Here is a 23,336-nt window from a genome sequence, read left to right as displayed (position 1 = left end):
TTATGGCTGCATTCATTCAGAAATTGTTCAAGAACCGCAAAACCGTCTCACTCGAAAGCCAGAAGGCATCCGAAAAACCACAAAGCAACCAGCCAACCGAAGAAGACAACCGACAGCAGTTACGCCAGCAGCAGGAACGCCAGCTTGGCGCCAGCCCTGAACCATCGGCACTCGCAGCGCTGGCCATAGAAGGTGTGACTTCCGCCATTCGACTGCAGGCGGCGAGTCAGCTTAACCAGGAAGAACACCTGCAGGCGGTGCTGAAACAGGCAAAAGGCCGCGATAAAAGTGTTTACCAGACTGTCAAACAGTCACTTCAGATTCTGAAGGAACAGCAAGCCAGCGAAGCGGCCACCCAGCATCGAATCACCGAGCTGGTTGGCCAGGCACAGGACCAGGCCCGAAGCGAAGACACCAAACTCTACGAAGCCCGGTTGAACGCCCTCCAGGACCACTGGCAGAGCGTTGAAAACAAGGCCAGCGCAGAGCAGACCCAGCAATTCCTGCAAGCGGTCCACCAGATTCGTGAACGCCAGAAGCAACTGGATGAGACGCGCCAGGAAGAGCAGCGGCACCTCGATCAGAAGCAGCAACGGCAGGAAACACTGGAACTGCTGCAGCAAACCCTGAACCAGCTTAAAGCCGCAGTGCCCTCTGGACTTCCCTCGGAATCTGCCCTCGATGCGTTGCAGAAAACCCAGGAAAACCGATGGCTGGAAGCCACGCGGGACACCCAGGTGGAAAAACAGGAGCAGAAGCAATACGAGCAAGCCATGCTGGCCCTACGCAACTATCTTGGCGCGGTGCGGCGCCTGAACCTGGCGCGGCCGCAAATCAGCGAACTGGAAAGCAACGACACCGACAGCGCTCAGGCTGCCGCAAAAGCCCTGTTGCAGGAAGTGGCCTGGCCTCAGGAATTCCCGCTACCCCAGGCCCTGGCCGATCTGCGGGCCCTGGCCGGTAAGCCACGCACACAGCCTGCGTCAGACGGAACCCGGGAACAGCAGCAGGCAAACGTGGCCGCCCTTAATACCACCCTGCCCAAACTGGAAGCCGCGCTGGAAGCAAAGCAGTTCCGGGAATCCCGCCAGCTCCTGAAAACAGCCCAGAACCAGTTTCAGGCGCTTGATGATCGTCACCGCAAGAACGTCCAGGCGAAGATGCAGTTACTTGCCGGCCAGTTCCGGGAACTGAGCGATTGGCAGGGATTCGCCACCGAGCCCAAACAGGTCTCTCTGTGCGAACAGATGGAATATCTGGCGGAACAACCGATGGAGCCGGAGGCCAAGGCAGAGCGAATAAAAGAACTGCAGAACGAATGGCGAGAACTTGGTGGCTCGTCCGACCGAACCCTCTGGAATCGTTTCAAAGCAGCGTCCGATCAGGCCTATGAGCCCTGCAAAGCCTACTTCGAGGCAAAAGCCGATCTCAAACAGGCCAACCTGCACAAACGGGAAGCCATCTGCGAGGAACTCGAACGATTCCTCGCGCAGGCAGACTGGACCAGTATTGACTGGAAAGGTGCCGAACGGATTCATCAGACCGCCCGTCAGGAATGGAAAGCGGCCTGGCCGGTAGACTTCCGGGATAACCGGCAGGTACAGAAGCGGTTTGACGACCTGCTGAAGAACCTGGAGCGGCCCCTGGACGAGGAGCGACAGAAGAACGAGGCCGCCAAACAGGCGATTGTCGAGCGGGCTCAGGCGTTGATTGACCATGAACCTCTTCAGGAGGCCATGGATCAGGCCAAAGCCCTGCAATCGGAATGGAAGCGTATCGGCATCACCCGGCACCGCGAAGATCGCAAGCTCTGGCAGGCGTTCCGCCAAGCCTGCGACCAGATCTTCGAGCGACGCGATGCCCAGCGGTCTGCACAGCAACAAGCGACTGAGAAGGCTGACGCCGACGCTCGCGCAGTGGTTGCCAAGTACCGCGATCTCGGAACAGAGGCTGACGAAGCGTTGATCAATGAAGCCAAGACCGAGCTCAAGCCGTTAGCCGATATGCCGCTCTCACGACCGGTTAGGGGCGAAGTACAAGACCTTCGTCAGCATCTGACAGAGCTGGGGCAGCGCAAAAAGCTGAAAGCCAGACTCGATAACTGGAAGACACTGATCAAAGAGCGTGTGAGTGGCGCCCTTGCCCCGGAACAGGTTCCTTCAAACTGGCAGAATCTGGTTAACGGCGCGACCTCTCTTACAGGTAGAGACCTGGTGATCAGGGCGGAGATCGTTGCCGGCCAGGAGACTCCGGACTCAGACCAGGGACGGCGTATGGAAATCCAGGTTCAGCGTCTGGCCGAAGGTCTGGGTGGTGGCGATCAAACCTCACCTGAGCAGGAACTGGAAAGGCTGATCGCACTCTGGTGCCTGCACCCGGAGATGAACGAACAGAGCGCAGAACACGCTGGTCGACTGGTTCAGGCTTTGGAAAGCCGCCTGCAGCACTAAAGCATCATTCTCTCTGGTGCTGTCGTACAAAATCCCTGGCTTGCCTGACCGCAGCCAGGGATTTTTCCTTCATTTCCTTTAATTCCTCGTCGGCAAGGTAGAACATCATATCGATGGTGTGCCGATAGTACCTGCCCGGCAAACGATTCAGAGCCACACACATCACGTCGGTCAGATAATCCGCTGTGTCCGACTCCTCCCGGGTTGCATCGATCGCATCCAGCACCAGCCTTTCGTAGAAATTATCGATAGCATCTCTCAGAGACATGGTTACACCTGCCTGCTTTATAGGATCAATCCTTATTCAAGATAGAAGTCACAAGCGTTTGTGTCATTGTCCCTGAGCAATTTTGCCAATGGGATTGGCAGCGGCTGTCATTACCGGGGGCTACACTGAACCGCTATGGTTATCACTCTTTGAAATCAAGCCCGGATAACAATCAGAGGAACAGATATGACCACCGAGGCGTACATTTTCGATGCCGTTCGCACCCCCCGCGGCCGCGGCAAGAAAGATGGCTCACTGCACAGCGTTAAGCCGATCACGCTGCTCACTACCGTGCTCAAGGCTCTGGAAGAGCGTAACCGGCTCGACACTTCTCAGGTAGATGATGTCGTCATGGGCTGCGTCACCGCCGTGGGTGACCAGGGCGCGGATATCGCCAAGACGGCGGCACTGGCCGCTGACTGGGATGAGAAAGTCGCCGGAGTAACCCTGAACCGCTTCTGCGCCTCCGGCCTGGAAGCCGTGAACCTGGCCGCCATGAAAGTGCGCTCCGGGTGGGAAGACATGGTGGTTGCCGGTGGTGTCGAGGCGATGTCTCGCGTACCCATGGGTTCCGATGGAGGCGCCTGGGCCACCGATCCGGAAACCAACCTGCACACCGGCTTCATGCCCCAGGGCATTGGCGCAGACCTGATCGCGACCCTGGAAGGCTTCAGTCGTGAAGATGTCGACGGCTTTGCGGTGAAATCCCAGCAAAAAGCCGCCAATGCCTGGGAAAAGGGGTACTTCGCCAAATCCATCGTGCCAGTTACCGACCAGAACGGCGTTGTCATCCTGGACCGGGACGAGCACGTGCGCGGCAACACGACCGTCGAATCCCTGGCAGGCCTCAAGCCCTCGTTCCAGATGATGGGCGAGATGGGCTTTGACGGCGTCGCCCGGGAAAAATACCACTACGTGGAGAAGATCAACCACGTGCACCACGCCGGCAACTCTTCCGGCATTGTCGACGGTGCCACCGCCATGCTGATTGGCAGCGAAGCCAAGGGCAAGGAACTCGGCCTGAAGCCACGCGCCCGCATCGTTGCCACTGCGGTTACCAGCACAGACCCCACCATTATGCTCACCGGCCCTGCCCCGGCTGCCCGCAAGGCACTGGAGAAAGCCGGTATGACGGTGGACCAGATCGACCTGTTTGAAGTGAACGAAGCCTTCGCCTCGGTGGTGATGCGCTTCCAGAAAGAACTGTCCGTTCCGGACGAGAAAGTGAATGTAAACGGCGGCGCCATCGCCATGGGCCACCCGCTGGGTGCTACTGGCGCCATCATCCTCGGCACCCTGCTGGATGAACTGGAACGCCGTGAACTGCGCTACGGCCTGGCCACCTTGTGTGTGGGCGGTGGCATGGGCATTGCCACCATCATCGAGCGCGTCTGAACACCACTTTCAAAAAAAGGAACCGACCATGAGTGCCATCCAATACGACCTGGGTTCAGACCAGATTCTGACCCTGACCATCGACATGCCGGGCCAGTCTGCGAACACCATGAACGGCGAGTTTCGAACTGCACTAACCGAAACCGTCAACAAGGTCAAAAGCGACCTGGATAATGTCAAAGGCATTATCATTGCCTCCGCCAAGAAAAGCTTCTTTGCCGGCGGCGACCTGAATGAGCTGTACACAGTGACCCGCGAACAGGCCAAAGAGTTTGAAGACATGGTCAACGGCCTGAAGGCCGATATGCGTACGCTGGAAACCTGTGGCAAACCTGTGGTGGCTGCCATCAACGGCACCGCTCTGGGTGGTGGCCTGGAACTCGCCCTGGCCTGCCATCATCGCGTTGCCATTGATGATGACCGGACCCAACTGGGCTTGCCGGAAGTCACCCTGGGCCTGCTGCCCGGCGGTGGCGGCACCCAGCGACTGCCCCGGATGATTGGCCTGGAAGCCGCCTTCCCGTTCCTGATGGAGGGTAAGAAGGTAAATCCAAAAGCCGCTCTGAAGGCCGGTATCGTGGATGAGCTGGCCAGCTCACCGGAAGACATGATCGCCAAGGCCCGGGCCTTCATCGAAGCCAATCCCAAGTGCCAGCAACCCTGGGATCAGAAAGGCTTCCGCTTCCCCGGCGGAGCTCCGCATCATCCGGCCATGGCCCAGAAACTGGCTATTGCACCGGCCATGCTCAAACAGAAGACCAAAGGCTGCTATCCGGCACCGGAACGGATTCTGGCAGCAGCGGTGGAAGGCGCCCAGGTGGATTTCGACAATGGCAGCCTGATTGAAACCCGTTACTTTGCCGAGCTGGCCACCGGCCAGGTGGCCAAGAACATGACGGGCACCTTCTGGTTCCAGCTCAACGCCATCAAGGCCGGCGGCAGTCGCCCGGATGGCGTAGAAAAGGAAAGCTTCAAGAAAGTCGGGGTACTGGGTGCAGGCATGATGGGCGCCGGTATCGCCTACTCCACTGCCAGCCGCGGCATTGAGGTGGTGCTGAAGGATGTCTCGGTTGAAAACGCCGAGAAAGGCAAACGCTATTCCGAAAATCTCCTGGCGAAGAAAGTCAGTCGCGGCCGCATGACCGAAGCCCAGAAAGACGAAGTGTTGGCCCGCATCAACGCCACCGCCTCTGCCGACGACCTGGAAGGTTGCGACCTGATCATCGAGGCAGTCTTTGAAGACAGCGATCTGAAGGCAAAGGTTACCCGGGAATCCGAGCCGAAAATGGTCGCTAACGGCATCTTTGCCTCCAACACCTCAACCATCCCCATCACCCAGTTGGCCCAGGCCTCGGCCAAGCCGGACAACTTTATCGGCCTGCACTTCTTCTCCCCGGTGGACAAGATGCAACTGGTGGAAATCATCGTCGGCGAGAAAACCTCCGATGACACCCTGGCCCGGGCGTTCGATTACGTGCAGCAGATAGGCAAGATTCCCATTGTAGTGAACGACAGCCGCGGCTTCTTTACCTCTCGGGTATTTGGCACCTTCGTGAACGAAGGTATCAGCATGCTGGCCGAGGGCATTCACCCCTCAAGTATCGAGAATGCCGGACTGCTGGCCGGCATGCCGGTAGGACCGCTGGCCATCTCTGACGAAGTCAGCATGACCCTGATGCAGCACATCCGCGCCCAAAGCAAGAAAGACACGGAAGCCGCCGGCGGTACCTGGCAGCCGCATCCGGCCGAAGCCGTCATCGATGCCATGGTGGATACCCACGGACGCAAGGGCAAAGCCGCCGGTGCCGGTTTCTACGAGTATCCGGAAAAGGGCAAAAAATACCTGTGGCCGGAACTGGAAAACCTGTTCGTGGACCAGGACAAGGCACGCCGTGTGAAGCTGCAGGATCTGAAAGATCGCATCCTGTTCATGCAGGCCATCGAGACCATCCGCTGTCTTGAGGAGGGAGTGCTGAGAACCGTAGAAGACGCCAACATTGGCAGCATCTTCGGTATTGGCTACGCGCCCTGGACCGGCGGTGCCATCCAGTTCGTCAACCAGTATGGCGTTCGGGCCTTTGCGGAGCGGGCGCAGCAGCTGGCAGACCAGTACGGTGAGCGATTCACGCCGCCATCGCTGTTGCTTCAGAAAGCCGAACGCAACGAAACCTTTAGCTGACCCTGCCGGCCGGAGGGCCCAAACCCTCCGGCCACCTCTACCCTCACACTCCCGACAGTTTACTTCCGGTCACACGCCCCCATAGTTAGCCTCAGGCTGAAACGTATATGGACATATTGTCACGAAGCTATACCCCTGGCCTATGGCAACAGGTGTAGCGGTTGCCTACAATAAATTGAACAGTCACGGGTATTCACCCCAATTTCATTGGTGGCGATTCCCAGCAGCTTCAGGTATGCATTTATGACCATTGCGGAAAACTCCATGCAGCGCCCTTCCCTGACTTCCCTCACCCGGAAAGCAGGCGCGGTCACGGCTCTGGCCCTGGGCCTCCTTGTCTCCGGCGCCTACGCAAAGATTGATGACTCCGCCAGGTATGAGCCGGTTGCGCCCACTATTGACCAGGCCCGCGCCAATATTCTGATTGCCCGGCAGCTGCAGTTCACTCATTTCCGCAATCTCGGCATCAGCGACGAACTGTCCGGCGATGTTTTCGATGCCTACCTGAATTACCTGGACAGCCAGAGAATCTACCTGACCCAGGAAGACATTGACGCCCTCTCCCGGGTCAAGAAACACCTGGGGTCAGCGCTCAAAACCGGCCAACTCCAGCCGGGCTTTGATATTTACAACCTGGTTCAACAGCGGGTTATCGAACGCCTGAAGTTCGCCCTGGGGCTCATTGATAACGGTATCGAGCAACTGGACTTCGCTGCCGATGACAGGATTCGCGTCGACCGTTCCGAGGCGCCCTGGGAGGCAAACCAGGCCGCTCTGGACGAGCTCTGGACGAAGCGTATTAAAAACGCGGTTCTGGCCCAGAGACTGAACGGCGCAGACGATGAAGCGATCGAAGAAACGCTGCGCCGCCGCTATGAAGGGCAACTCAAACGCGCGTACCAGGCCCGCAGCGAAGATGCATTCCAGGCTTACATGAATGCCTTTACCGGTATGTGGGACCCTCACACGTCCTACTTTTCGCCCCGAACCTCTGAGAACTTCAATATCAACATGAGTCTCTCGCTGGAGGGCATCGGCGCGGTACTGCAATCCGATAACGAGTACACCAAGGTAGTGCGTCTGGTACCCGGTGGCCCGGCCTCCAAGCAAGGTCAGCTGCAGCCAGCCGACCGCATCGTCTCGGTTGCCCAGGGTGATGAAAAGCCTGTAAACGTGATCGGCTGGCGCCTGGACGAGGTGGTGGATCTGATCCGCGGCCCCCGTAATTCCACCGTAACCCTGGAAGTAATCCCGGCCAACGCCAGCGACGAGACCATCACGCGCACCATCGCCATCAAGCGCGACGAGGTGAAGCTGGAGGAGCAAAGCGCCAGCAAAGACGTGATTGAACTGGACCGAAACGGCGAGACCTATCGTATCGGAGTCATCAATATCCCCACCTTCTACGCCGATTTCCAGGCCATGCAGGCTGGCGATCCAAATTACAAAAGCACCACCCGCGACGTGCGTAAACTGATTGAGGAACTCAAGGCCAGCGGCGTGGATGGCGTGGTCATGGATCTTCGTAATAACGGCGGTGGCGCACTGCACGAAGCCAACGACCTGGTTGGCCTGTTTATCGACGAAGGCCCCACGGTCCAGATCCGTAACGCCAACAACGATGTTCAGGTACTGGAAGACGAGGATCCGTCCGTGGTCTACGACGGCCCTCTGGTGGTGCTGGTCAACCGGATGAGTGCCTCCGCCTCTGAAATTTTCGCGGGCGCTATCCAGGATTATGGTCGAGGCCTGGTGGTTGGCTCCCAAACCTTCGGCAAAGGCACGGTTCAGGCCGTTCGGCCACTGAACCACGGTCAATTGAAAATCACCCAGTCCAAGTTTTACCGGGTTTCCGGCGGTTCCACCCAGCACAAAGGGGTGATTCCAGACATCGAAATCCCGTCGCGCATCGATAAAACCCGAATTGGTGAGGACGCTCTGGACCACGCCCTGCCGTGGGACCAGATTGAGGCCGTTCCCCATGCCCGCTATTTCGACTTTACCGGCGTGATTGACGAACTGCGGAATCGCCACGAAGAGCGGTTCGCCACCAACCCGGAGTTCAAGCTGCTGCAGAAGGAAATTGAGTTCCTTAACCGCCAGCGGCAGATGGATTACGTCAGCCTTAACGTGGACGAGCGCAAGAACCAGCACAACCAGATCGAGCAGACCCGCCTGACCATCGCCAATGCCCGCAGGGAACTGAAGGGCGAAGAACCTTTTGAAGACCTGGAAGCTCTGGAAGACTGGCAGGATCAACAGGCGGCAGATCTGGACAACACCGACGAAGAGCTGGATTTCGTCATCCAGGAAGGCGGACACATCATGGCCGACCTGCTGGAGCTGGATCAACGTATGGCGTCCATTCTGATGCCCACCCAGTTTGCGGCCAAGACTGAGGCACCATAAATCATGGCTGGACAGCCGTCCGGGGAAAGCGGTCAGAGTACCCAACAGCGTGCCCGGGTGTTCCGGGACATGCTACTGGACGCCCTGCACGCCATGTATTCCATGGACGAAGCTGAGGGCCTGGAATCCTCTGGCCCGAAAGATAAAACCCCAGACGGTATGCTGGAACGAATAGCCGGGCTGACGGGTTCGGCACTTCGCCTGGGCGCCCGGGCAACCGACACCTCCCTGCGGGTCGGTCGGGCCCTGATTAACTCTCAGGATCAGTTGCGGGCCATGCTGACAGCCGGCCAGTCGCTGAAAGACATACGGGAAGTTGCGGGCCTGACGCTCTCGGAAATGAGTGAAGCCCTGAACCTCAAAGACAAGTCTTTGCTGGAAGCCATTGAAAATGGCACCTCCACCCTCTCCTTCGAGCTGATCCTGAGACTCGCCGCCCTGGTGGCCCGCAACGATCCGATCCCGTTTATCATGCGCACCACCCGCAACTATAATCCCGAGGTGTGGCAGATACTCAACGATTGGGGCATAGGCCGGATTCCGCTCCAGTTCGAGCGGGAACGGGAATTCATCAACATCTTCCGCCGGCACGACGATGCCAGAAACCTGTCGGATGAAGGCTTCCGCAAAGTGCTGGAATTTACCCGCCAGAGCTTTGAAATGTCGCTGCATTTTATAGAACAGCAGGAAAAGGAAGTGGCAGAACTGAAAGCTGGCATGAAGACCGCCGAGCCAGCGCCGGACAAGCCGGCAACCAGCTCCGGGGCAAAACGGAATATCAGGTAAACAGCGCCCGCATTCCGGTGATGTTGGGGTTACGCACTGCGCCCTTCTCGGTCACGATGGCATCAATCAGGCTGGCAGGTGTCACGTCGAACACCGGATTGAAGACCTGAACGCCGGCGGGCGCCAGGGGAATCCCGCGGATTTCACGAACCTCGGTGCCCTCCCGCTCTTCGATCGGAATATCCTTGCCGGACTCCAGCGACATATCCACGGTGCTGGAGGGAGCCACCACCATAAACCCGATCTTGTGGTGCCGAGCCAGGACCGCCAGGTTATAGGTACCAATCTTGTTCGCCACATCACCGTTGGCAGTTATCCGGTCGGCACCCACAACAATCCATTTAACCTTGCCGGAAGCCATAATGGCCGCTGCCGCGCCATCGGCATTGAGCGTAACGGGAATATGGTCACGGGTCAGCTCCCAGGCGGTTAACCGGCTGCCCTGAAGCCAGGGCCGGGTTTCGTCGGCATAGACCCTCTTCAACAGTTTTTCCTCGTGCAAACGGCGAATCACCCCCAACGCGGTACCGTATCCTCCGGTGGCAAGTGCACCGGTGTTGCAGTGGGTCAGCACTGCGACAGGCTTGTCGGGATTCATCACCTCCAGCGCATAATCCGCCATGGCCAGGTTGGCCGCCAGGTCATCCTCATGCAGACGGACAGCCTCTGCCGCCAGCAGATCAGTGGCTTCGTCCAGAGAATGACAGGCGTGGAACACCTTTTCCATGCGCTCCAGCGCCCAGAACAGGTTCACCGCCGTAGGCCGGGATTTCGCCAACACTCGAATAGCCTGTTTGATCTCGGCCTGCCAATCGCCTCCGCCTGCGTGGCGGGCTGCCAGGGCCACCCCGTACGCAGCACTGATGCCGATGGCCGGTGCCCCACGCACCACCATATCCGTTATGCACTGGGCCACCGCCGAGGCACCATCCGCAACAATCCAGTGCTCCTCTGCCGGGAGCAGGCGTTGATCCAGCAATTCCAGCCTGTCCCCGTGCCAGCGCATTGCCACCGTCCCGATGGAACGATTGGAAGATCGACCTGCCATAAACAACTCCCGAACCAAAGAAAAACAGCGAGTATAGCCCTATCAAACCAGATTGACTGCCCTGATTTGAAGAGGCTTGATGAATGTCTGGCAAATCGCAGTACAGCGGCCACCACCGGGGTAGTTCTGCCTGACCGCGCTGGTTATACTTGCCCATTGAATTTCAAGGCGCCTCCGGTGCCCCGAACCCGCAAGGCAGGTTAATGACGGCAGAAACCATCACCGCAGCCGATACCCGAATCAACGCCCGCTGGCTGATTCCCGTCGAACCCTTCGGGGTTATCCTTGAACACCAGGCCGTGATCCTTCAAGGCAGCCGGATACTGGCGATCGTGCCACAGGCTGAGGCAGACCAGAGTTATCGCACCCGGGAAACCCTCGACCTGAACAATCATGTTGTCCTGCCCGGGCTGATCAACCTGCACGGCCACACCGCCATGTCCCTGTTCCGGGGCCTGGCTGACGACCTGCCATTAATGACCTGGCTGAATGATCATATCTGGCCAGCAGAGGGCAAGTTTGTCAGCGAGCAGTTCGTGGCAGATGGCACGCGCCTGGCCATGGCAGAGATGCTCCGCACCGGCACCACCACGTTTTCGGATATGTACTTCTTCCCGGAAGTGACTGCCCAGGCAGCCCACGACACCGGCATGCGTGCACAGATCTGCTTTCCTCTGATGGATATGCCAACGGTATGGGGGTCAGGGCCAGAAGAATACCTGCGCAAAGGTGCGGACCTAATTGAACAATGGCAGCGGGATGACTACATCATGCCAGCCATTGGGCCCCACGCCCCTTACACCGTTTCCGACGGTCCTCTGGGCGCCGCCGTGGAATTAGCGGAGCAAACCGGTGCTGCCATTCAACTGCATTTGCACGAAACCGCCTTTGAAGTAGGGGAAGCGGTAAAAGCCAGCGGGCAGCGACCACTGGCGCGTATGGCAGACCTGGGTGTTCTCCGAGCCAATACGCAGTGTGTACACATGACCCAGATCGACGAATCCGACCTGACTCATCTGAAAAAGACCGGCGCCCATGTTGTCCATTGCCCGGAGTCCAACCTGAAACTGGCGAGCGGGTTCTGTCCGGTACAGAAACTGCTGGATCACGATATCAATGTCACCATCGGTACCGATGGGGCCGCCAGCAACAACGATCTGGATCTGTTTGGCGAGCTGAAAACCGCCGCAATGGTAGCCAAGGCTGTGGCCAACGATGCGGCTGCCCTGTCGGCTCACAAAGCGCTGGAGATGGCGACCCTCAGTGGTGCCCGTGCCCTGGGGCGGGATCATGACATCGGCTCCCTGGTGGCGGGCAAACTGGCAGATCTGATCGCCGTCGACTTGAGCGACCCCTATCTGCAGCCTGTCTACGATCCCGCTTCGCACCTGGTCTACAGCAACCACGGCCGGGCAGTAAGCCACAGCTGGATTCATGGCGTACCACAATTACAGGATGGCAGACTAACCCGCATCGACGTACCAGATCTGGTTCTGCGGGTGAACGAATGGCGCAAACAGATTCTCAGCTGATTATCCGGAGTAACCCCGAACATGAACAACCACAACGTAGACCAGAACGAGATTGCCAAATTCGAGGCGCTCGCCAGCCGCTGGTGGGACCCCACCAGCGAGTTCAAGCCACTGCACGACATCAACCCGTTGCGACTGAATTACATCGACGAGCGCGTCTCGCTGGCCGGCAAACGGGCTCTGGACGTTGGCTGCGGCGGCGGTCTGCTATCCGAAGGCATGGCACTTCGGGGCGCCCATGTTACCGGTATCGACATGGGCGAGGCGCCATTATCGGTGGCCAAGCTCCATGGCCTGGAATCCGGCGTGAAGGTGGACTATCGCCAGACCACCATTGAGGAACTCGCGCGGGATACTGAACATGCCGGCCAGTATGACGTGGTTACCTGCCTGGAAATGCTCGAACATGTACCCGACCCGGCATCGGTTATTCGAGCCTGCGCCAGTATGCTGAAACCCGGCGGCCACCTGTTCGTGTCGACCATCAATCGCAACCCCAAGTCGTTCCTCTTTGCCATCGTCGGTGCCGAATACGTTCTGAACTTATTGCCCAAGGGCACCCATGAGTGGAAGAAGTTTATCCGCCCATCGGAGATGTCTGACCATCTTCGCCATGCCGGGCTGGAAGTCCGCGAGCTCACCGGCATGACCTACAACCCTATCACCAAGGTGTACAAGCTTGGGCGGGATGTCGACGTCAATTACCTGATGCATGCCCGGGATATCCGTGAAGACTGAACAGACACCGGCGGCGGTGCTCTTCGATCTGGACGGCACCCTGATTGACACCGCCCCGGATTTCATCCGCTGCCTGAACCAGCTCCGACAGCAACACGGCATGCCGGCACTGCCCGCAGAACAGATCCGGCGCTCGGTTTCCAATGGCGCCCGGGCGATGATTCGGGTGGGATTCGGGCTGGAACCCGAACACGAGGGTTATCCTGAAAAGCACACTGCCTTTCTCGATCTCTATGAAACCGGTGTGGCCGTTGAAACCAGCCTGTTCCCGGGCATGGACGTGTTGCTGAGCAGCCTTGAGAGCCGGGGCATTCCCTGGGGGATTGTCACTAACAAGCCCGCACGCTTCGCGGTGCCCCTGATCGAAGCCCTGGGCCTGGCGCAACGCTGTGCCGCCCTGATTTGCCCGGACCATGTGGCTGAACGCAAGCCGCACCCGGAGTCACTGCTACTGGCCTGCCGTCAGATTCAGGTGGAACCGATAAAATCTGTTTATGTCGGTGATCATGAACGGGACATTGAAGCCGGCCGGAACGCCGGAATGCACACCATCGCGGTGCGTTACGGCTACATAGAGCAACCTGAGACGGTTGACCTGTGGCAAGCCGACCGGATTGCCGATACCGTCAGCGACCTCACAAAGCTGTTACAATAGCGCCCAATTATTTTCGACCGACCCGGCCAAGGCCTGGTCTGGCCTGATTTACGGAGACAGGTTATGCAAGATTACCAGGCACCCGCCGATCTTCTGAAAGACCGCATTGTCATGGTAACCGGTGCCGGCAGTGGTATCGGACGCGCTGCCGCCAAAGCCTATGCTGCCCATGGCGCCACCGTCATCCTGGTTGGGCGCACAGTCTCGCGGCTGGAGGAAGTCTACGACGAGATTGAAGCCGCCGGCCACCCCAAACCCGCGATCGTGCCTATGAACTTTGAAGGGGCGGCGGTCAAGGATTATGAAGAACTGGCCATGACCCTGGAAGACAATTTCGGGCGCCTGGACGGTCTCCTGCACAATGCCGGGATTCTGGGTGCTCGCAGCCCGGTTGAGCTGTACGATCCGGAAACCTGGAACAAGGTCATGCACGTGAACGCCACAGCGCCATTCCTGCTGAGCCGGGCGATGATTCCGCTGCTGCGCAAATCCGATGACGCCTCCATGATCTTCACCTCGTCCGGCGTTGGCCGGCAGGCACGGGCATACTGGGGCGCCTACGCCGTCTCCAAGTTTGCCGTTGAGGGCCTGGCCCAGTTACTCGCCGACGAACTGGACGACGAGCGCCACAATATCCGGGTAAACAGCCTGAACCCGGGCGCGACTCGCACAGGCATGCGGGTGCTGGCCTACCCGGCGGAAGATCCGAAGAAAAACCCGGACCCGGAGCAGCTCATGCCCGTTTACCTCTATCTGATGGGCCGGGACAGCAAAGGCGTTAATGGCCAGCAAATTGACGCGCAGCCGAAAAAATAATGGAACTGCTTTTTTACACCACAGCCCAGTGCCATTTGTGCGAACTGGCAGAGGCGCTGCTGGTCAGCACCCCGATGCCCGAGCCCATTCCGGTGGATGTGGTGGACATCGCCCAGTCCGAAGCCCTGGTGGAGCGCTACGGCACCCGCATCCCGGTGCTGCGCCGCAACGACACCGGGGCGGAGCTGGACTGGCCGTTCACCAGGGACCAGTTACTCACGTTTCTGCAATGAGGATCCTCTGACATGCTGATGATCATCTCCCCTGCCAAGACTCTGGATTATGAGAGCCCCCTGGCAACGGAAACCCATACCCAACCGGATTTCCTGGACGATGCCTGTGAACTGATTGACCAGCTCAAGGAGCTGGAACCGCATCAGGTCAGCAACCTGATGAGCATCAGCGACAAACTCGGGCAACTGAACGCCGAGCGCTTCCAGACCTGGCACACACCGTTTACGCCGGATAATGCCCGGCAGGCCGTTCTGGCGTTCAAGGGCGACGTCTATACCGGTCTGGATGCCGAAAGTTTCAGTAGTGGGGATTTCAGTTTTGCCCAGAAACACCTGCGGATCCTCTCCGGCCTCTACGGACTGCTGAAACCGCTGGACCTGATGCAGCCCTACCGACTGGAAATGGGCACCCGGTTTGAAAATACCCGGGGCAAAGACCTGTACGCGTTCTGGGGCAGCAAGATTACCGATGCCCTTAACCAGCTCCTGGCCAGTGACGACAAGGTACTGGTGAATCTGGCCTCCAATGAATACTTCAAGAGCGTGCAGAAGAAACACCTGGATGCCCGGCTGGTTACGCCCCAGTTCAAGGACTGGAAAAACGGCCAGTACAAGATGATCAGCTTTTACGCCAAGAAGGCCCGTGGGCTGATGTGCCGTTACGCCATCCAGAATCGAATCACCCAGGCTGATGATCTCAAAGGCTTCAACCTGGATGGGTACTATTTCAGCGAAGACCAATCCGATAACAACAACTGGGTTTTCCTGCGGGATGAGCAGTAGTCAGGCGGTTTACCGGCCTGTGTTTAACACCTTCAGACATCTGTTGATATCGGAGTAGCAATGAACGAAGCAGTATTTTCCCAGATCGCCATGCTGGTGTTTCTGACCGGCCTTATTGCCTGGATGGGCTTCATCGTTTGGGATCTGGCCAAGAAATCCCAGGCCGGCAAATTTGGCACTATCGCGCTGTTTACCGTGCTTGGCGCCGGCGTTGTCGGTTTTATCGTGAAAACCGTGCTGGTGGAGGTTATGCAGATCTGACCGGCCTGCCGTCACTTTACGGCTACCGCCTGGTAGCCGTATCATCCCTCCCCCTTTTTCGATTCGACAAGCTCCGACCTGACGCAAGGATTCAGACCCATGTGGTTTCGTAATGCCCGTGTTTTCCGTTTCACCAAACCTTTCGATATTTCCGCAGAAGCGCTGGAAGAGAAACTCCAGGCGGACGCGTTCAAACCCTGCGGCCCTCAGGAAACCAACCGCCAGGGCTGGGTTCCGCCCCTGGGTAAACACGGCGACCAACTGGTGCACAGCGCCAACGGTTATCACCTGATTGCCCTGAGAAAAGAAGAGAAGATCCTGCCCGGGCCGGTGGTGAAAGAGGCTGTGGAAGAGCGTGCCGAAGCCATTGAGCTGGAGCAGGGCCGAAAGGTTCGCCGGAAGGAAAAAGACGAACTGAAAGAACAGGTGATGCTGGAAATGCTGCCACAGGCATTTTCCCGCAACCGCCGTTGCTTTGCTTATCTGGCCCCCAAGGACGGCGTGCTGGTGGTTGATGCCGGCTCTGCGAAACAGGCCGAAGATCTGGCCTCCACACTGCGCAAGAGCCTTGGATCACTGCCTGTGCGCCCGCCGGCGGTTGAGCAATCCCCCGCCTTCACCTTCACCGGCTGGCTGAACGAAAGCATTGATCACCCTGCCAACATTACTCTGGGCAGCGAATGCGAACTGAAAGACCCGTCAGAAGATGGCGGCGTGGTGCGCTGTAAAGGCCTCGATCTCAAAGCCGACGAGATCCGCAACCACCTGGAAGCTGGCATGCAGGTGACCAAGCTGGCCCTGACCTGGGACGACAATGTCTCGTTCGTGCTGGATGAAGAACTGGGCATACGCCGGCTGAAATTCGGTGAAACCCTGCAAGAGCAGCTGGACGACGTCGATGTCGACGACGCCCTGGCCAAGTTCGATGCAGCCTTCACCATCATGACTCTGGAGCTGTCACGGCTGATTCCCGGGCTGCTGGAAGCCCTGGGCGGAGAAGATCGCTCCGCCATCGTCGAGGAGTAAAGAAACCGGGGGGCTACAGATGCCCCCCTTTGCCCAGCCGTTCCTTCTGCCAGTCTTTCTGCGGCTCGTTCAGTACCAGCCGCAGATCCATCACTTCTTCCTCCGGGTTGTATTTGATTTCGAACCCCAGATGCTCGGCCAGCTGTAACATCGGCCGGTTGTCCGGCAACACATTGCCGATCATTTCCATGGTGCCCCGGGCACGGCAATAATCAATCATCTTCTGCATAAGGGCCACGCCCAGGCCTTCGCCTTTCATCCGGTCATCTACCATGACGGCGAACTCGCAACGCAGATTGTCGGCATCGGTCCAGGTACGCACCGTACCCAGGGTCTCTTCGCCTTCACCATCTTCACGGGGCGCATTGGCGATGAACACCATTTCCCGGTCATAGTCGATTTGCACCATCTGGGCCACGTCTTCCCGGGAAAAATGCTTGCGGTACTGGAAGAATCGGTAACGGATGGATTCCGGAGACTGATGCTCGTGAAACAGCCGGTGGGCAGGCTCATCCTCCGCCAGCACCGGGCGAATAATCACGCGGCGACCGGATTTGGGCAATACCAGCCACTCCTCCAGCTCTCGCGGGTAGGGCTGGATAATGGGCTTGATCGGATGTTCATCCAGGTCAATGGCGATGTTTACAGCAACGGCGCCCTGCTCATTGAATAGCAATGGCGAGATTTCCAGGCCCTTGATCTCCGGTATATCGATCACAATCTGTGACAGCGTCACCAGGGTTTCGGACACTGCCCGGATATCCTCTTCCGGCTTCAGGCTGTGTTCTTTCAGCAGTTTGTACATGTAAGTACGCCGCAGCAACTCGCGGGCCAGCACCATGTTCAGGGGTGGCAAGGCAATCTGGCGATCGGTCATGATATTGATCTGGGCACCGGCTGCCCCGCAAACCACCAGCGGCCCGAACACCTCATCACGAGTGATCCCCACACTGAACTCGATGCCGCCAACATGCTGGTAGGAACGCTGGACGGCAAAACCCAGGAAGCCGCTTTTCGGGAAATGCTCCCGATATTCGTCCATCAGGAAGCGGCAGCTGTCGATGATCACCTGTTCGCTGTTGAGCTTTTTGACCGTGCCCTTATAGCGGCGCTGGGTCGGGCTCAGATCCAGGAACGGATAACACACATCTTCGTGGATAACAGTTACATCAATGGGGCGGCGCTCGACTGCGAAAACCTCCAGCACCTCTTCCACGTCATCACAGTAGACGGTTTCAATGGTATTGATGCCGTAATCGCAAATCACCCGCCGGGCTTCCCGGTTGGACAGATGCCGCCGGCCATCCCGCAAGGCCCTGGCGACCAGTTTGCGGGTGTTGGCCCGGTCGGCGAAGTGATCGGTAAACGATTCGGGCGTCTCGGTCAGCAGCCGCTGGATGCGCTGATGCCGGACATGCTGCATGAACGCCATCACCGCTTTTTCCGGGTTAAAGAACGATGGCAGCCCGGCCCGGTAAAATTCTTCCCGGGAATCCATCACCGTGCTTTGCCCCAGCCAACAGGTAAAGATGTTGAGGCGGGTGCCCTTGGACGCCTGCACCACAGAATCGGCGATCTGCAAGCTGTCTTCGATCAGTGTTGGCGCGTACATCACCAGCACGTTGGCCACGTTCGGGTCCTTCGCCAGAATCTTGATGGCCTTGCCATAGAGCTCGGGCGTGGCGTCATAGTTCAGGTCGATGGGGTTCTTGCGGGTCCAGTACGGCGGCAACAGCTCCCCCAGCTCCCTGACGGTATCTTCCGACAGCTCCGCCAGTTCACCACCGAGATCTGCCAGCCGATCCACCGCCAATACGCCGGGGCCCACGCCGTTGGCCATGATGGCCAGGGATTCCCGACGCAGCGGGCGCATCCGGGTCAGGGTTTCCAGGGCATCAAACATCTGGCCAAGCCCGTCCACCCTCAACACACCGGCGCGTTGAAGCATGGCATCGTAGACCGGGTCGCTGCGTTTGATACCAGCGGGCAAGGCATGGGTAAACCACTCGGATTCGGGTACCCGTCCGGATTTCACTGCAATCACGGGTTTGGTTCGGGAGGCCACCCGCACCGCTGACATGAAACGCCTGGGATTGGGGATGTTTTCAATGTGCAGAAGAATCGCCCGGGTCTGGGTGTCCTGGGCCAGATAGTCGATCAGGTCGTCGTGATCGATGTCCATGCCATCGCCCAGGGTCAGGAAGTAGGAGAAGCCCACCCCCCTGGCAAAGGCCCAGTCCAGCACCGAACTGGCAATGGTGCCAGACTGCCCCACGAAGGCCACCCGGCCGGGAATGGCCCCCATATGGGCATAGGTGGCGTTCAGATGCCGCGCCGGTACCATCAAACCGATGGTATTGGGTCCAAGCACCCGGATGCCGGTTTCCCGGGCGGCATCCCGCACCGAATACATCAAAGGCTGACCGGTTTTACTGTGGGTCCGTGACATACCGCCGGTCATTACAATGGCGGTACGCACGCCACATTCACCCAGCTTGCGGATCATTTTCGGCACCGTGTCCGGCGGGGTACAGATGATCGCCAGGTCCGGACTGAAATCCAGTTTGGAGACTTTGCGCACACAGGGCACCCCGTGCACGTTCTCGTAGTCGCTCTGGTTGACCACCACGAGCCGACCCGGATAGCCGCCGCCCAGCAGGTTCCGCAACACCATACCCCCGAGGTTGTCAGCGCGCTCAGAGGCGCCAATAACGGCAATGGATTCAGGATTGAACAGGCTTTCCAGATAGCGGGTACTCAACGCGGCTCTCCCAGTGGTGTGCGCGACAGGAATGTACAGACTTCAATAAAACGACTTGCTTATCAGTGTATACCTTATCTTAGGTGGCGAATTCATGATGTAAATCGACTAACGGGTTATTAGACCAAAGAAATACGACAGGCTTCGGTTATCCCTGATAACATGAAAGCGATAATAAGCATATTCAGGTTCAGGCATTACCCATGACCACGGCATTTTTTTCCCACGACGACTGCATGAAACACAACATGGGCCCGGAGCACCCGGAGAGCCCTGAGCGCCTTTCAAGCATTCTCGCCTACCTCGCAGACACCAACCTGCAACAGGAACTGGACTGGGTTCGTCCGGAAGAAATTACCCGGGACCAACTGCTGACCGTGCATCCGGAAAGCTATCTGCACCAGTTGGACCTGATGCAGCCAACCCGGGGCCGGGTGTTCACCGACCCGGACACCGCGATGATGCCGGACACCCTGAGAGCAGCGAAGCTGGCCGCGGGGGGCAATGTGCAGGCTGTCGATATGGTGATGAGCAGCCAGGTAACCAACGCTTTTGTCTGCGCCCGGCCACCGGGACACCACGCCGAACGTGCCAAGTCGATGGGGTTCTGTTTCTATAACAATATCGCCCTGGCGGCGATGCGGGCGCTCACCTTCCACCACCTTGAGCGGGTGGCCATTGTCGATTTCGATGTGCATCAGGGTAACGGCACGGTAGATATTGTCAGTGGTGATGAACGCATACTGATGTGTTCCAGCTTTCAGCATCCGTTTTATCCGCATTCCCACGTGCACCGGCAGGCCGACAATATTGTCAATGCGCCGATTGCAGCCGACTGCTCAGCGGCTGAGTACCGCAAGACGGTTGAAGCCGCCTGGCTCAAGAAACTGCAGGATTTTCGTCCGCAACTGGTGTTGATCTCGGCAGGCTTTGACGGGCATCGGCTGGACCCCATGGCGGAGCTGAATCTGGAAACCGAGGATTATCGATGGTTAACGGAAATGCTGGTGAGTGTCGCCCATGACCACTCCAACGACCGCATCATCTCCACGCTGGAAGGTGGGTATCACCTGAAAGCCCTGGCGGAGGGTGTGGCCGCGCACCTGGAAGTCCTGAACGCAGTATATTGAAACTCGGGATGGCGTGTTCCGGCTATCCCGAAAACTCGCTTCCCATACCGTTAGCCTGCAGCAGTTCCGGGCGCTCACCCTGGCGTTGCAAACGAATGGTGGTGCGGCGGTTATCAGCCGGCCGGCGGGAAACCGGATACTGATCACCGTGGGCCCGGACCGTCAGCATAGTCTCATCGATTCCCCTGGATTTGAGATACTCGGCCACCACGTTGGCTCTTTCCTCCGACAGCGCTCGGTTATCAATCCGGCTACCAATACTGTCGGAATGGCCGTCCACGAAGATTCTCTCTACCGTGCTGTCGGCCATCACGTAGGTCACAATATTGTCGAGCAGGTTCATGTCTGCCTGTGACAGGCTGGTACTCCCGCTGGCAAACGGAACCCGGCTGCGCCGAACCTGGTCGAAGTTAACCGGCAGCAGACTGGCAACGCATTCACGATAGCCGGCGTACGGGCCGGAAAAATTCACATTCGACAACTGCACCCGCACGGGCTGGCCGCTGTATACCGCGGCTCGGGTTACTGTCGGCTGCATACCTCGGGACAACCCCTGGGCAATCAACACCGCTTCCCGATTCCCCAGGTTCACAGAGCGCGGACTATCCGTTACCTGCACAGCACCAATGGGGCTCGGTGGAACTCCTGGCCGCCAGGGCGGAGCTTCGACCACTAACTGGCCCTGGCCGGGGCGCATCACACTGAGATCCGATTCGAGATAGAAACGCAGGTCTTCCCCTGCCCGGTGCCTGAGCACGGCGCGGCCAAAGCCAGGGACCTCATGGACAAGGGAACACTCAAAGACCGACTCGGAGAGATACCACTGACTGTTTTCAATACCGGCACCATAACTGGATGACAGCACAGGCGCAGAGGGCAATGACATCAACCCTGCCGTCGCGATCAATTTCAGCAATCTGCTCTGCCTGAAGAACCAATTGGGTGAAACCATAGGAATGCCCCGTGGAGCCTTTAAACCAGTGAACTAACCGGTTAACGGCGACCCGACCGGGAACTTGAGCCGGATAACTTACGATCAGGTTAAAAACATCTGCTTTTCGCTTCTGATATAATCCGCGAAATTTTGCGCTCGCTTTCGGATACCTTCTCATGACCCGACAGATAACCATCACACGCCCGGACGACTGGCACCTGCACGTGCGCGACGGCGACATTCTGAACGATGTGGTGCCCGCCACCGCCGCCTGCTTCGGCCGCGCTATCATCATGCCTAACCTGGTACCGCCGGTAACCGATGCCAGCGCAGCCATGGCGTACAGGGATCGCATTCTGGCCGCGGCCCGGGGAACGGACTTCCAGCCCCTGATGACCCTGTATCTGACCGAGAGCACCACCGCCGAGACCATTCGTGAAGCCAAAGCCGCCGGCGTAGTGGCAGCGAAACTGTACCCGGCTGGCGCCACCACCAACTCTGCCTCCGGCGTAACGGACATTCGCAATATCTACCCGGTGCTGGAGGCGATGGCGGATTGCGGCATGCTGTTGCTGGTACACGGCGAGGTGACCGACAGCGACATCGATATTTTCGATCGGGAAAAGGTGTTTCTGGAGCGGGTTCTGGCACCAACGCTGGCGGCGTTCCCGTCGCTCCGGGTGGTTCTTGAGCATATCACCACGGCCGATTCGGCCGAGTTTGTCCGTAGCCACCAGGGCAATAACCTCGGGGCAACTCTCACACCGCAGCATCTGATGTATAACCGCAATCACATGCTGGTCGGCGGTATTCGCCCACACCTTTACTGCCTGCCCATCCTCAAGCGCAACAAGCATCAGGAGGCGCTAAGAGAGGTCGTAGCCAGCGGCGATCCCCGTTTTTTCCTGGGCACGGATTCTGCCCCACACGCGAAAGACAAGAAGGAAGCCGCCTGCGGCTGTGCTGGCTGTTACTCCGCCTACGGCGCCATCGGCCTGTATGCCGATATCTTCGAGGAACTGGGCATTCTGGACAAGCTGGAAGCCTTTGCCAGCTTCAACGGCGCCGATTTCTATGGCCTGCCCCGGAACACCGACACCGTGACGCTGATCCGGGAACCCTGGACCATGCCGGAGAACCTGCCTCTGGCCGGCGGCGGCATTGTTCCGTTGAAGGCCGGCGAAACCGTTAACTGGCGCCTGGCGTAAACCCTATTCATTCACTACCACGAACATCGGAGTTCGAGTGTCAGACGAAAACAAACAGCCCCACCCCATGTCCCAGCGCTTTCGCGGCTTTCTGCCGGTGGTGGTCGATGTGGAAACCGCCGGCTTCAACCCGGAACGTGATGCTCTGCTGGAGATCGCTGCCGTAATGCTGACCATGGATGAGGATGGCTGGCTGCGCCGGGGCGAAACTCACGTGCAGCAGATCGACCCGTTCGAAGGCGCCAATCTGGAGCAGTCGGCCCTGGATTTCACCGGCATCGATCCCTGGAATCCGGAGCGGGAGGCGGTACCGGAACGGGAAGGTCTGAGCGAGATTTTTTCTCCCATCCGCAAGGCGGTAAAAGAACACGACTGCAAGCGAGCGGTACTGGTGGGCCACAATGCCACGTTTGACCATAATTTCGTTTTCGCGGCAGCGCTGCGAGCCGATATCAAACGCAACCCGTTCCATCCATTCTCAACGTTTGATACCGCAACCCTGGCGGGCCTCGCCTACGGCCACACCGTGCTGGCCCAGGCCTGTAAACTGGCGGGCATTCCCTTCAGCAACAAGGAAGCCCACTCCGCCGCCTACGACGCGGAAAAGACAGCAGACCTGTTCTGCGGCATCGTCAATCGCTGGCGTGAACTGGGCGGGTTTCCGCCGCCGCCAATCGAAATTGCCGAAGAACCCCAGGAATGAAATCTCCAACCCGAAACGAAA

At 58.4% G+C, this 23,336-nt stretch carries 20 protein-coding genes; 16 read left to right on the top strand and 4 right to left on the bottom strand.

Annotated features, from left to right (window positions below; genetic code table 11):
• The first annotated feature begins 2 nt into the window (after positions 1 to 2).
• The gene (locus tag QPL98_RS15540; RefSeq protein WP_011785946.1) at positions 3 to 2,450 is read left to right on the top strand and encodes a DUF349 domain-containing protein; all 2,448 of its coding nucleotides are present in this window, start codon (positions 3 to 5) and stop codon (positions 2,448 to 2,450) included.
• Positions 2,451 to 2,454: 4 nt separating this feature from the next.
• Here QPL98_RS15540 and QPL98_RS15535 read toward each other — a convergent pair whose 3' ends face one another.
• Positions 2,455 to 2,718, bottom strand: coding sequence for a late competence development ComFB family protein (locus QPL98_RS15535; RefSeq protein ID WP_011785947.1), 264 nt, complete (start codon positions 2,716 to 2,718; stop codon positions 2,455 to 2,457).
• A 186-nt stretch (positions 2,719 to 2,904) separates the two neighbouring features.
• Here QPL98_RS15535 and QPL98_RS15530 point away from each other — a divergent pair, with 186 nt between their 5' ends.
• The 4 genes from QPL98_RS15530 (at position 2,905) to QPL98_RS15515 (ending at position 9,487) form a co-directional block, all read left to right on the top strand.
• The gene (locus QPL98_RS15530) at positions 2,905 to 4,113 is read left to right on the top strand and encodes an acetyl-CoA C-acetyltransferase (RefSeq protein WP_011785948.1); all 1,209 of its coding nucleotides are present in this window, start codon (positions 2,905 to 2,907) and stop codon (positions 4,111 to 4,113) included.
• A gap of 28 nt (positions 4,114 to 4,141) precedes the next feature.
• Positions 4,142 to 6,292 carry a 3-hydroxyacyl-CoA dehydrogenase NAD-binding domain-containing protein gene (locus QPL98_RS15525; RefSeq protein WP_011785949.1) on the top strand — a complete coding sequence of 717 codons (2,151 nt, stop codon included), beginning with the start codon at positions 4,142 to 4,144 and terminating at the stop codon, positions 6,290 to 6,292.
• A 243-nt stretch (positions 6,293 to 6,535) separates the two neighbouring features.
• Entirely contained in the window at positions 6,536 to 8,701 is a 2,166-nt protein-coding gene (locus QPL98_RS15520) for a carboxy terminal-processing peptidase (protein ID WP_121208655.1), read from the top strand.
• 3 nt (positions 8,702 to 8,704) lie between these two features.
• Positions 8,705 to 9,487: a helix-turn-helix transcriptional regulator gene (locus QPL98_RS15515; RefSeq protein WP_014421954.1), complete on the top strand. Its 783-nt coding sequence runs from the start codon at positions 8,705 to 8,707 to the stop codon at positions 9,485 to 9,487.
• On the opposite strand, the gene mtnA is transcribed toward QPL98_RS15515, so the two are convergent.
• Positions 9,480 to 10,493, bottom strand: coding sequence for an S-methyl-5-thioribose-1-phosphate isomerase (gene mtnA / locus QPL98_RS15510; protein WP_303293578.1), 1,014 nt, complete (start codon positions 10,491 to 10,493; stop codon positions 9,480 to 9,482). The genes QPL98_RS15515 and mtnA overlap by 8 nt on opposite strands.
• A 245-nt stretch (positions 10,494 to 10,738) precedes the next feature.
• Between mtnA and QPL98_RS15505 the strand changes: the two genes are divergently transcribed.
• From QPL98_RS15505 to rdgC, 8 genes are all read left to right on the top strand, one after another.
• Positions 10,739 to 12,067, top strand: a complete 1,329-nt coding sequence (locus QPL98_RS15505) for a TRZ/ATZ family hydrolase (RefSeq protein ID WP_303293576.1) — start codon at positions 10,739 to 10,741, stop codon at positions 12,065 to 12,067.
• Positions 12,068 to 12,088: 21 nt separating this feature from the next.
• Positions 12,089 to 12,805, top strand: coding sequence for a bifunctional 2-polyprenyl-6-hydroxyphenol methylase/3-demethylubiquinol 3-O-methyltransferase UbiG (gene ubiG, locus QPL98_RS15500; protein ID WP_023011025.1), 717 nt, complete (start codon positions 12,089 to 12,091; stop codon positions 12,803 to 12,805).
• The gene (gene gph / locus QPL98_RS15495; protein WP_181861303.1) at positions 12,795 to 13,460 is read left to right on the top strand and encodes a phosphoglycolate phosphatase; all 666 of its coding nucleotides are present in this window, start codon (positions 12,795 to 12,797) and stop codon (positions 13,458 to 13,460) included. Before ubiG ends, gph begins: the two co-directional genes overlap by 11 nt.
• A gap of 63 nt (positions 13,461 to 13,523) precedes the next feature.
• Entirely contained in the window at positions 13,524 to 14,276 is a 753-nt protein-coding gene (locus tag QPL98_RS15490; RefSeq protein ID WP_022992897.1) for a YciK family oxidoreductase, read from the top strand.
• Positions 14,276 to 14,509 (top strand): glutaredoxin family protein, encoded by a 234-nt coding sequence (locus QPL98_RS15485; protein ID WP_022992896.1) that lies wholly within the window; start codon positions 14,276 to 14,278, stop codon positions 14,507 to 14,509. Before QPL98_RS15490 ends, QPL98_RS15485 begins: the two co-directional genes overlap by 1 nt.
• A gap of 12 nt (positions 14,510 to 14,521) precedes the next feature.
• On the top strand, positions 14,522 to 15,292 hold the full coding sequence (gene yaaA, locus QPL98_RS15480) for a peroxide stress protein YaaA (protein ID WP_278800909.1): 771 nt from the start codon (positions 14,522 to 14,524) through the stop codon (positions 15,290 to 15,292).
• Between the two features lie 60 nt (positions 15,293 to 15,352).
• Positions 15,353 to 15,553: a DUF2788 domain-containing protein gene (locus QPL98_RS15475; protein WP_011785959.1), complete on the top strand. Its 201-nt coding sequence runs from the start codon at positions 15,353 to 15,355 to the stop codon at positions 15,551 to 15,553.
• Between the two features lie 99 nt (positions 15,554 to 15,652).
• Complete coding sequence (gene rdgC, locus QPL98_RS15470) at positions 15,653 to 16,579, top strand: recombination-associated protein RdgC (protein ID WP_113880543.1); 927 nt, start codon at positions 15,653 to 15,655, stop codon at positions 16,577 to 16,579.
• A gap of 13 nt (positions 16,580 to 16,592) precedes the next feature.
• Here rdgC and QPL98_RS15465 read toward each other — a convergent pair whose 3' ends face one another.
• Positions 16,593 to 19,340: a GNAT family N-acetyltransferase gene (locus QPL98_RS15465; protein ID WP_014421963.1), complete on the bottom strand. Its 2,748-nt coding sequence runs from the start codon at positions 19,338 to 19,340 to the stop codon at positions 16,593 to 16,595.
• A gap of 203 nt (positions 19,341 to 19,543) precedes the next feature.
• Here QPL98_RS15465 and QPL98_RS15460 point away from each other — a divergent pair, with 203 nt between their 5' ends.
• Positions 19,544 to 20,470, top strand: coding sequence for a histone deacetylase family protein (locus tag QPL98_RS15460; RefSeq protein WP_226595777.1), 927 nt, complete (start codon positions 19,544 to 19,546; stop codon positions 20,468 to 20,470).
• 22 nt (positions 20,471 to 20,492) lie between these two features.
• Here the strand turns inward: QPL98_RS15460 and QPL98_RS15455 are convergent, their stop codons facing one another.
• Complete coding sequence (locus tag QPL98_RS15455) at positions 20,493 to 21,386, bottom strand: OmpA family protein (RefSeq protein ID WP_303293575.1); 894 nt, start codon at positions 21,384 to 21,386, stop codon at positions 20,493 to 20,495.
• Positions 21,387 to 21,580: 194 nt separating this feature from the next.
• On the opposite strand from QPL98_RS15455, the gene pyrC reads away from it, so the two are divergent.
• Together pyrC and rnt are read left to right on the top strand one after the other, a co-directional pair.
• Entirely contained in the window at positions 21,581 to 22,612 is a 1,032-nt protein-coding gene (gene pyrC / locus QPL98_RS15450) for a dihydroorotase (protein ID WP_199452001.1), read from the top strand.
• A 37-nt stretch (positions 22,613 to 22,649) separates the two neighbouring features.
• Complete coding sequence (gene rnt, locus QPL98_RS15445; RefSeq protein WP_011785965.1) at positions 22,650 to 23,315, top strand: ribonuclease T; 666 nt, start codon at positions 22,650 to 22,652, stop codon at positions 23,313 to 23,315.
• Positions 23,316 to 23,336 lie beyond the last annotated feature (21 nt).

It is taken from the genome of Marinobacter sp. ST-43 (assembly GCF_030541085.1).
Classification (GTDB): domain Bacteria; phylum Pseudomonadota; class Gammaproteobacteria; order Pseudomonadales; family Oleiphilaceae; genus Marinobacter; species Marinobacter nauticus.
The sequence above is the reverse complement of the archived record's forward strand: the minus strand, read 5'-3'. Positions and strand labels throughout refer to the sequence as shown.

Bases quoted from the DNA above. Each gene is read 5' to 3' on its own strand.
- QPL98_RS15540 (WP_011785946.1), top strand. From the start codon at position 3: ATGGCTGCATTCATTCAGAAATTGTTCAAGAACCGCAAAACCGTCTCA.
- QPL98_RS15535 (WP_011785947.1), bottom strand. From the start codon at position 2,718: ATGTCTCTGAGAGATGCTATCGATAATTTCTACGAAAGGCTGGTGCTG.
- QPL98_RS15530 (WP_011785948.1), top strand. From the start codon at position 2,905: ATGACCACCGAGGCGTACATTTTCGATGCCGTTCGCACCCCCCGCGGC.
- QPL98_RS15525 (WP_011785949.1), top strand. From the start codon at position 4,142: ATGAGTGCCATCCAATACGACCTGGGTTCAGACCAGATTCTGACCCTG.
- QPL98_RS15520 (WP_121208655.1), top strand. From the start codon at position 6,536: ATGACCATTGCGGAAAACTCCATGCAGCGCCCTTCCCTGACTTCCCTC.
- QPL98_RS15515 (WP_014421954.1), top strand. From the start codon at position 8,705: ATGGCTGGACAGCCGTCCGGGGAAAGCGGTCAGAGTACCCAACAGCGT.
- mtnA (WP_303293578.1), bottom strand. From the start codon at position 10,493: ATGCGCTGGCACGGGGACAGGCTGGAATTGCTGGATCAACGCCTGCTC.
- QPL98_RS15505 (WP_303293576.1), top strand. From the start codon at position 10,739: ATGACGGCAGAAACCATCACCGCAGCCGATACCCGAATCAACGCCCGC.
- ubiG (WP_023011025.1), top strand. From the start codon at position 12,089: ATGAACAACCACAACGTAGACCAGAACGAGATTGCCAAATTCGAGGCG.
- QPL98_RS15490 (WP_022992897.1), top strand. From the start codon at position 13,524: ATGCAAGATTACCAGGCACCCGCCGATCTTCTGAAAGACCGCATTGTC.
- QPL98_RS15485 (WP_022992896.1), top strand. From the start codon at position 14,276: ATGGAACTGCTTTTTTACACCACAGCCCAGTGCCATTTGTGCGAACTG.
- yaaA (WP_278800909.1), top strand. From the start codon at position 14,522: ATGCTGATGATCATCTCCCCTGCCAAGACTCTGGATTATGAGAGCCCC.
- QPL98_RS15475 (WP_011785959.1), top strand. From the start codon at position 15,353: ATGAACGAAGCAGTATTTTCCCAGATCGCCATGCTGGTGTTTCTGACC.
- rdgC (WP_113880543.1), top strand. From the start codon at position 15,653: ATGTGGTTTCGTAATGCCCGTGTTTTCCGTTTCACCAAACCTTTCGAT.
- QPL98_RS15460 (WP_226595777.1), top strand. From the start codon at position 19,544: ATGACCACGGCATTTTTTTCCCACGACGACTGCATGAAACACAACATG.
- pyrC (WP_199452001.1), top strand. From the start codon at position 21,581: ATGACCCGACAGATAACCATCACACGCCCGGACGACTGGCACCTGCAC.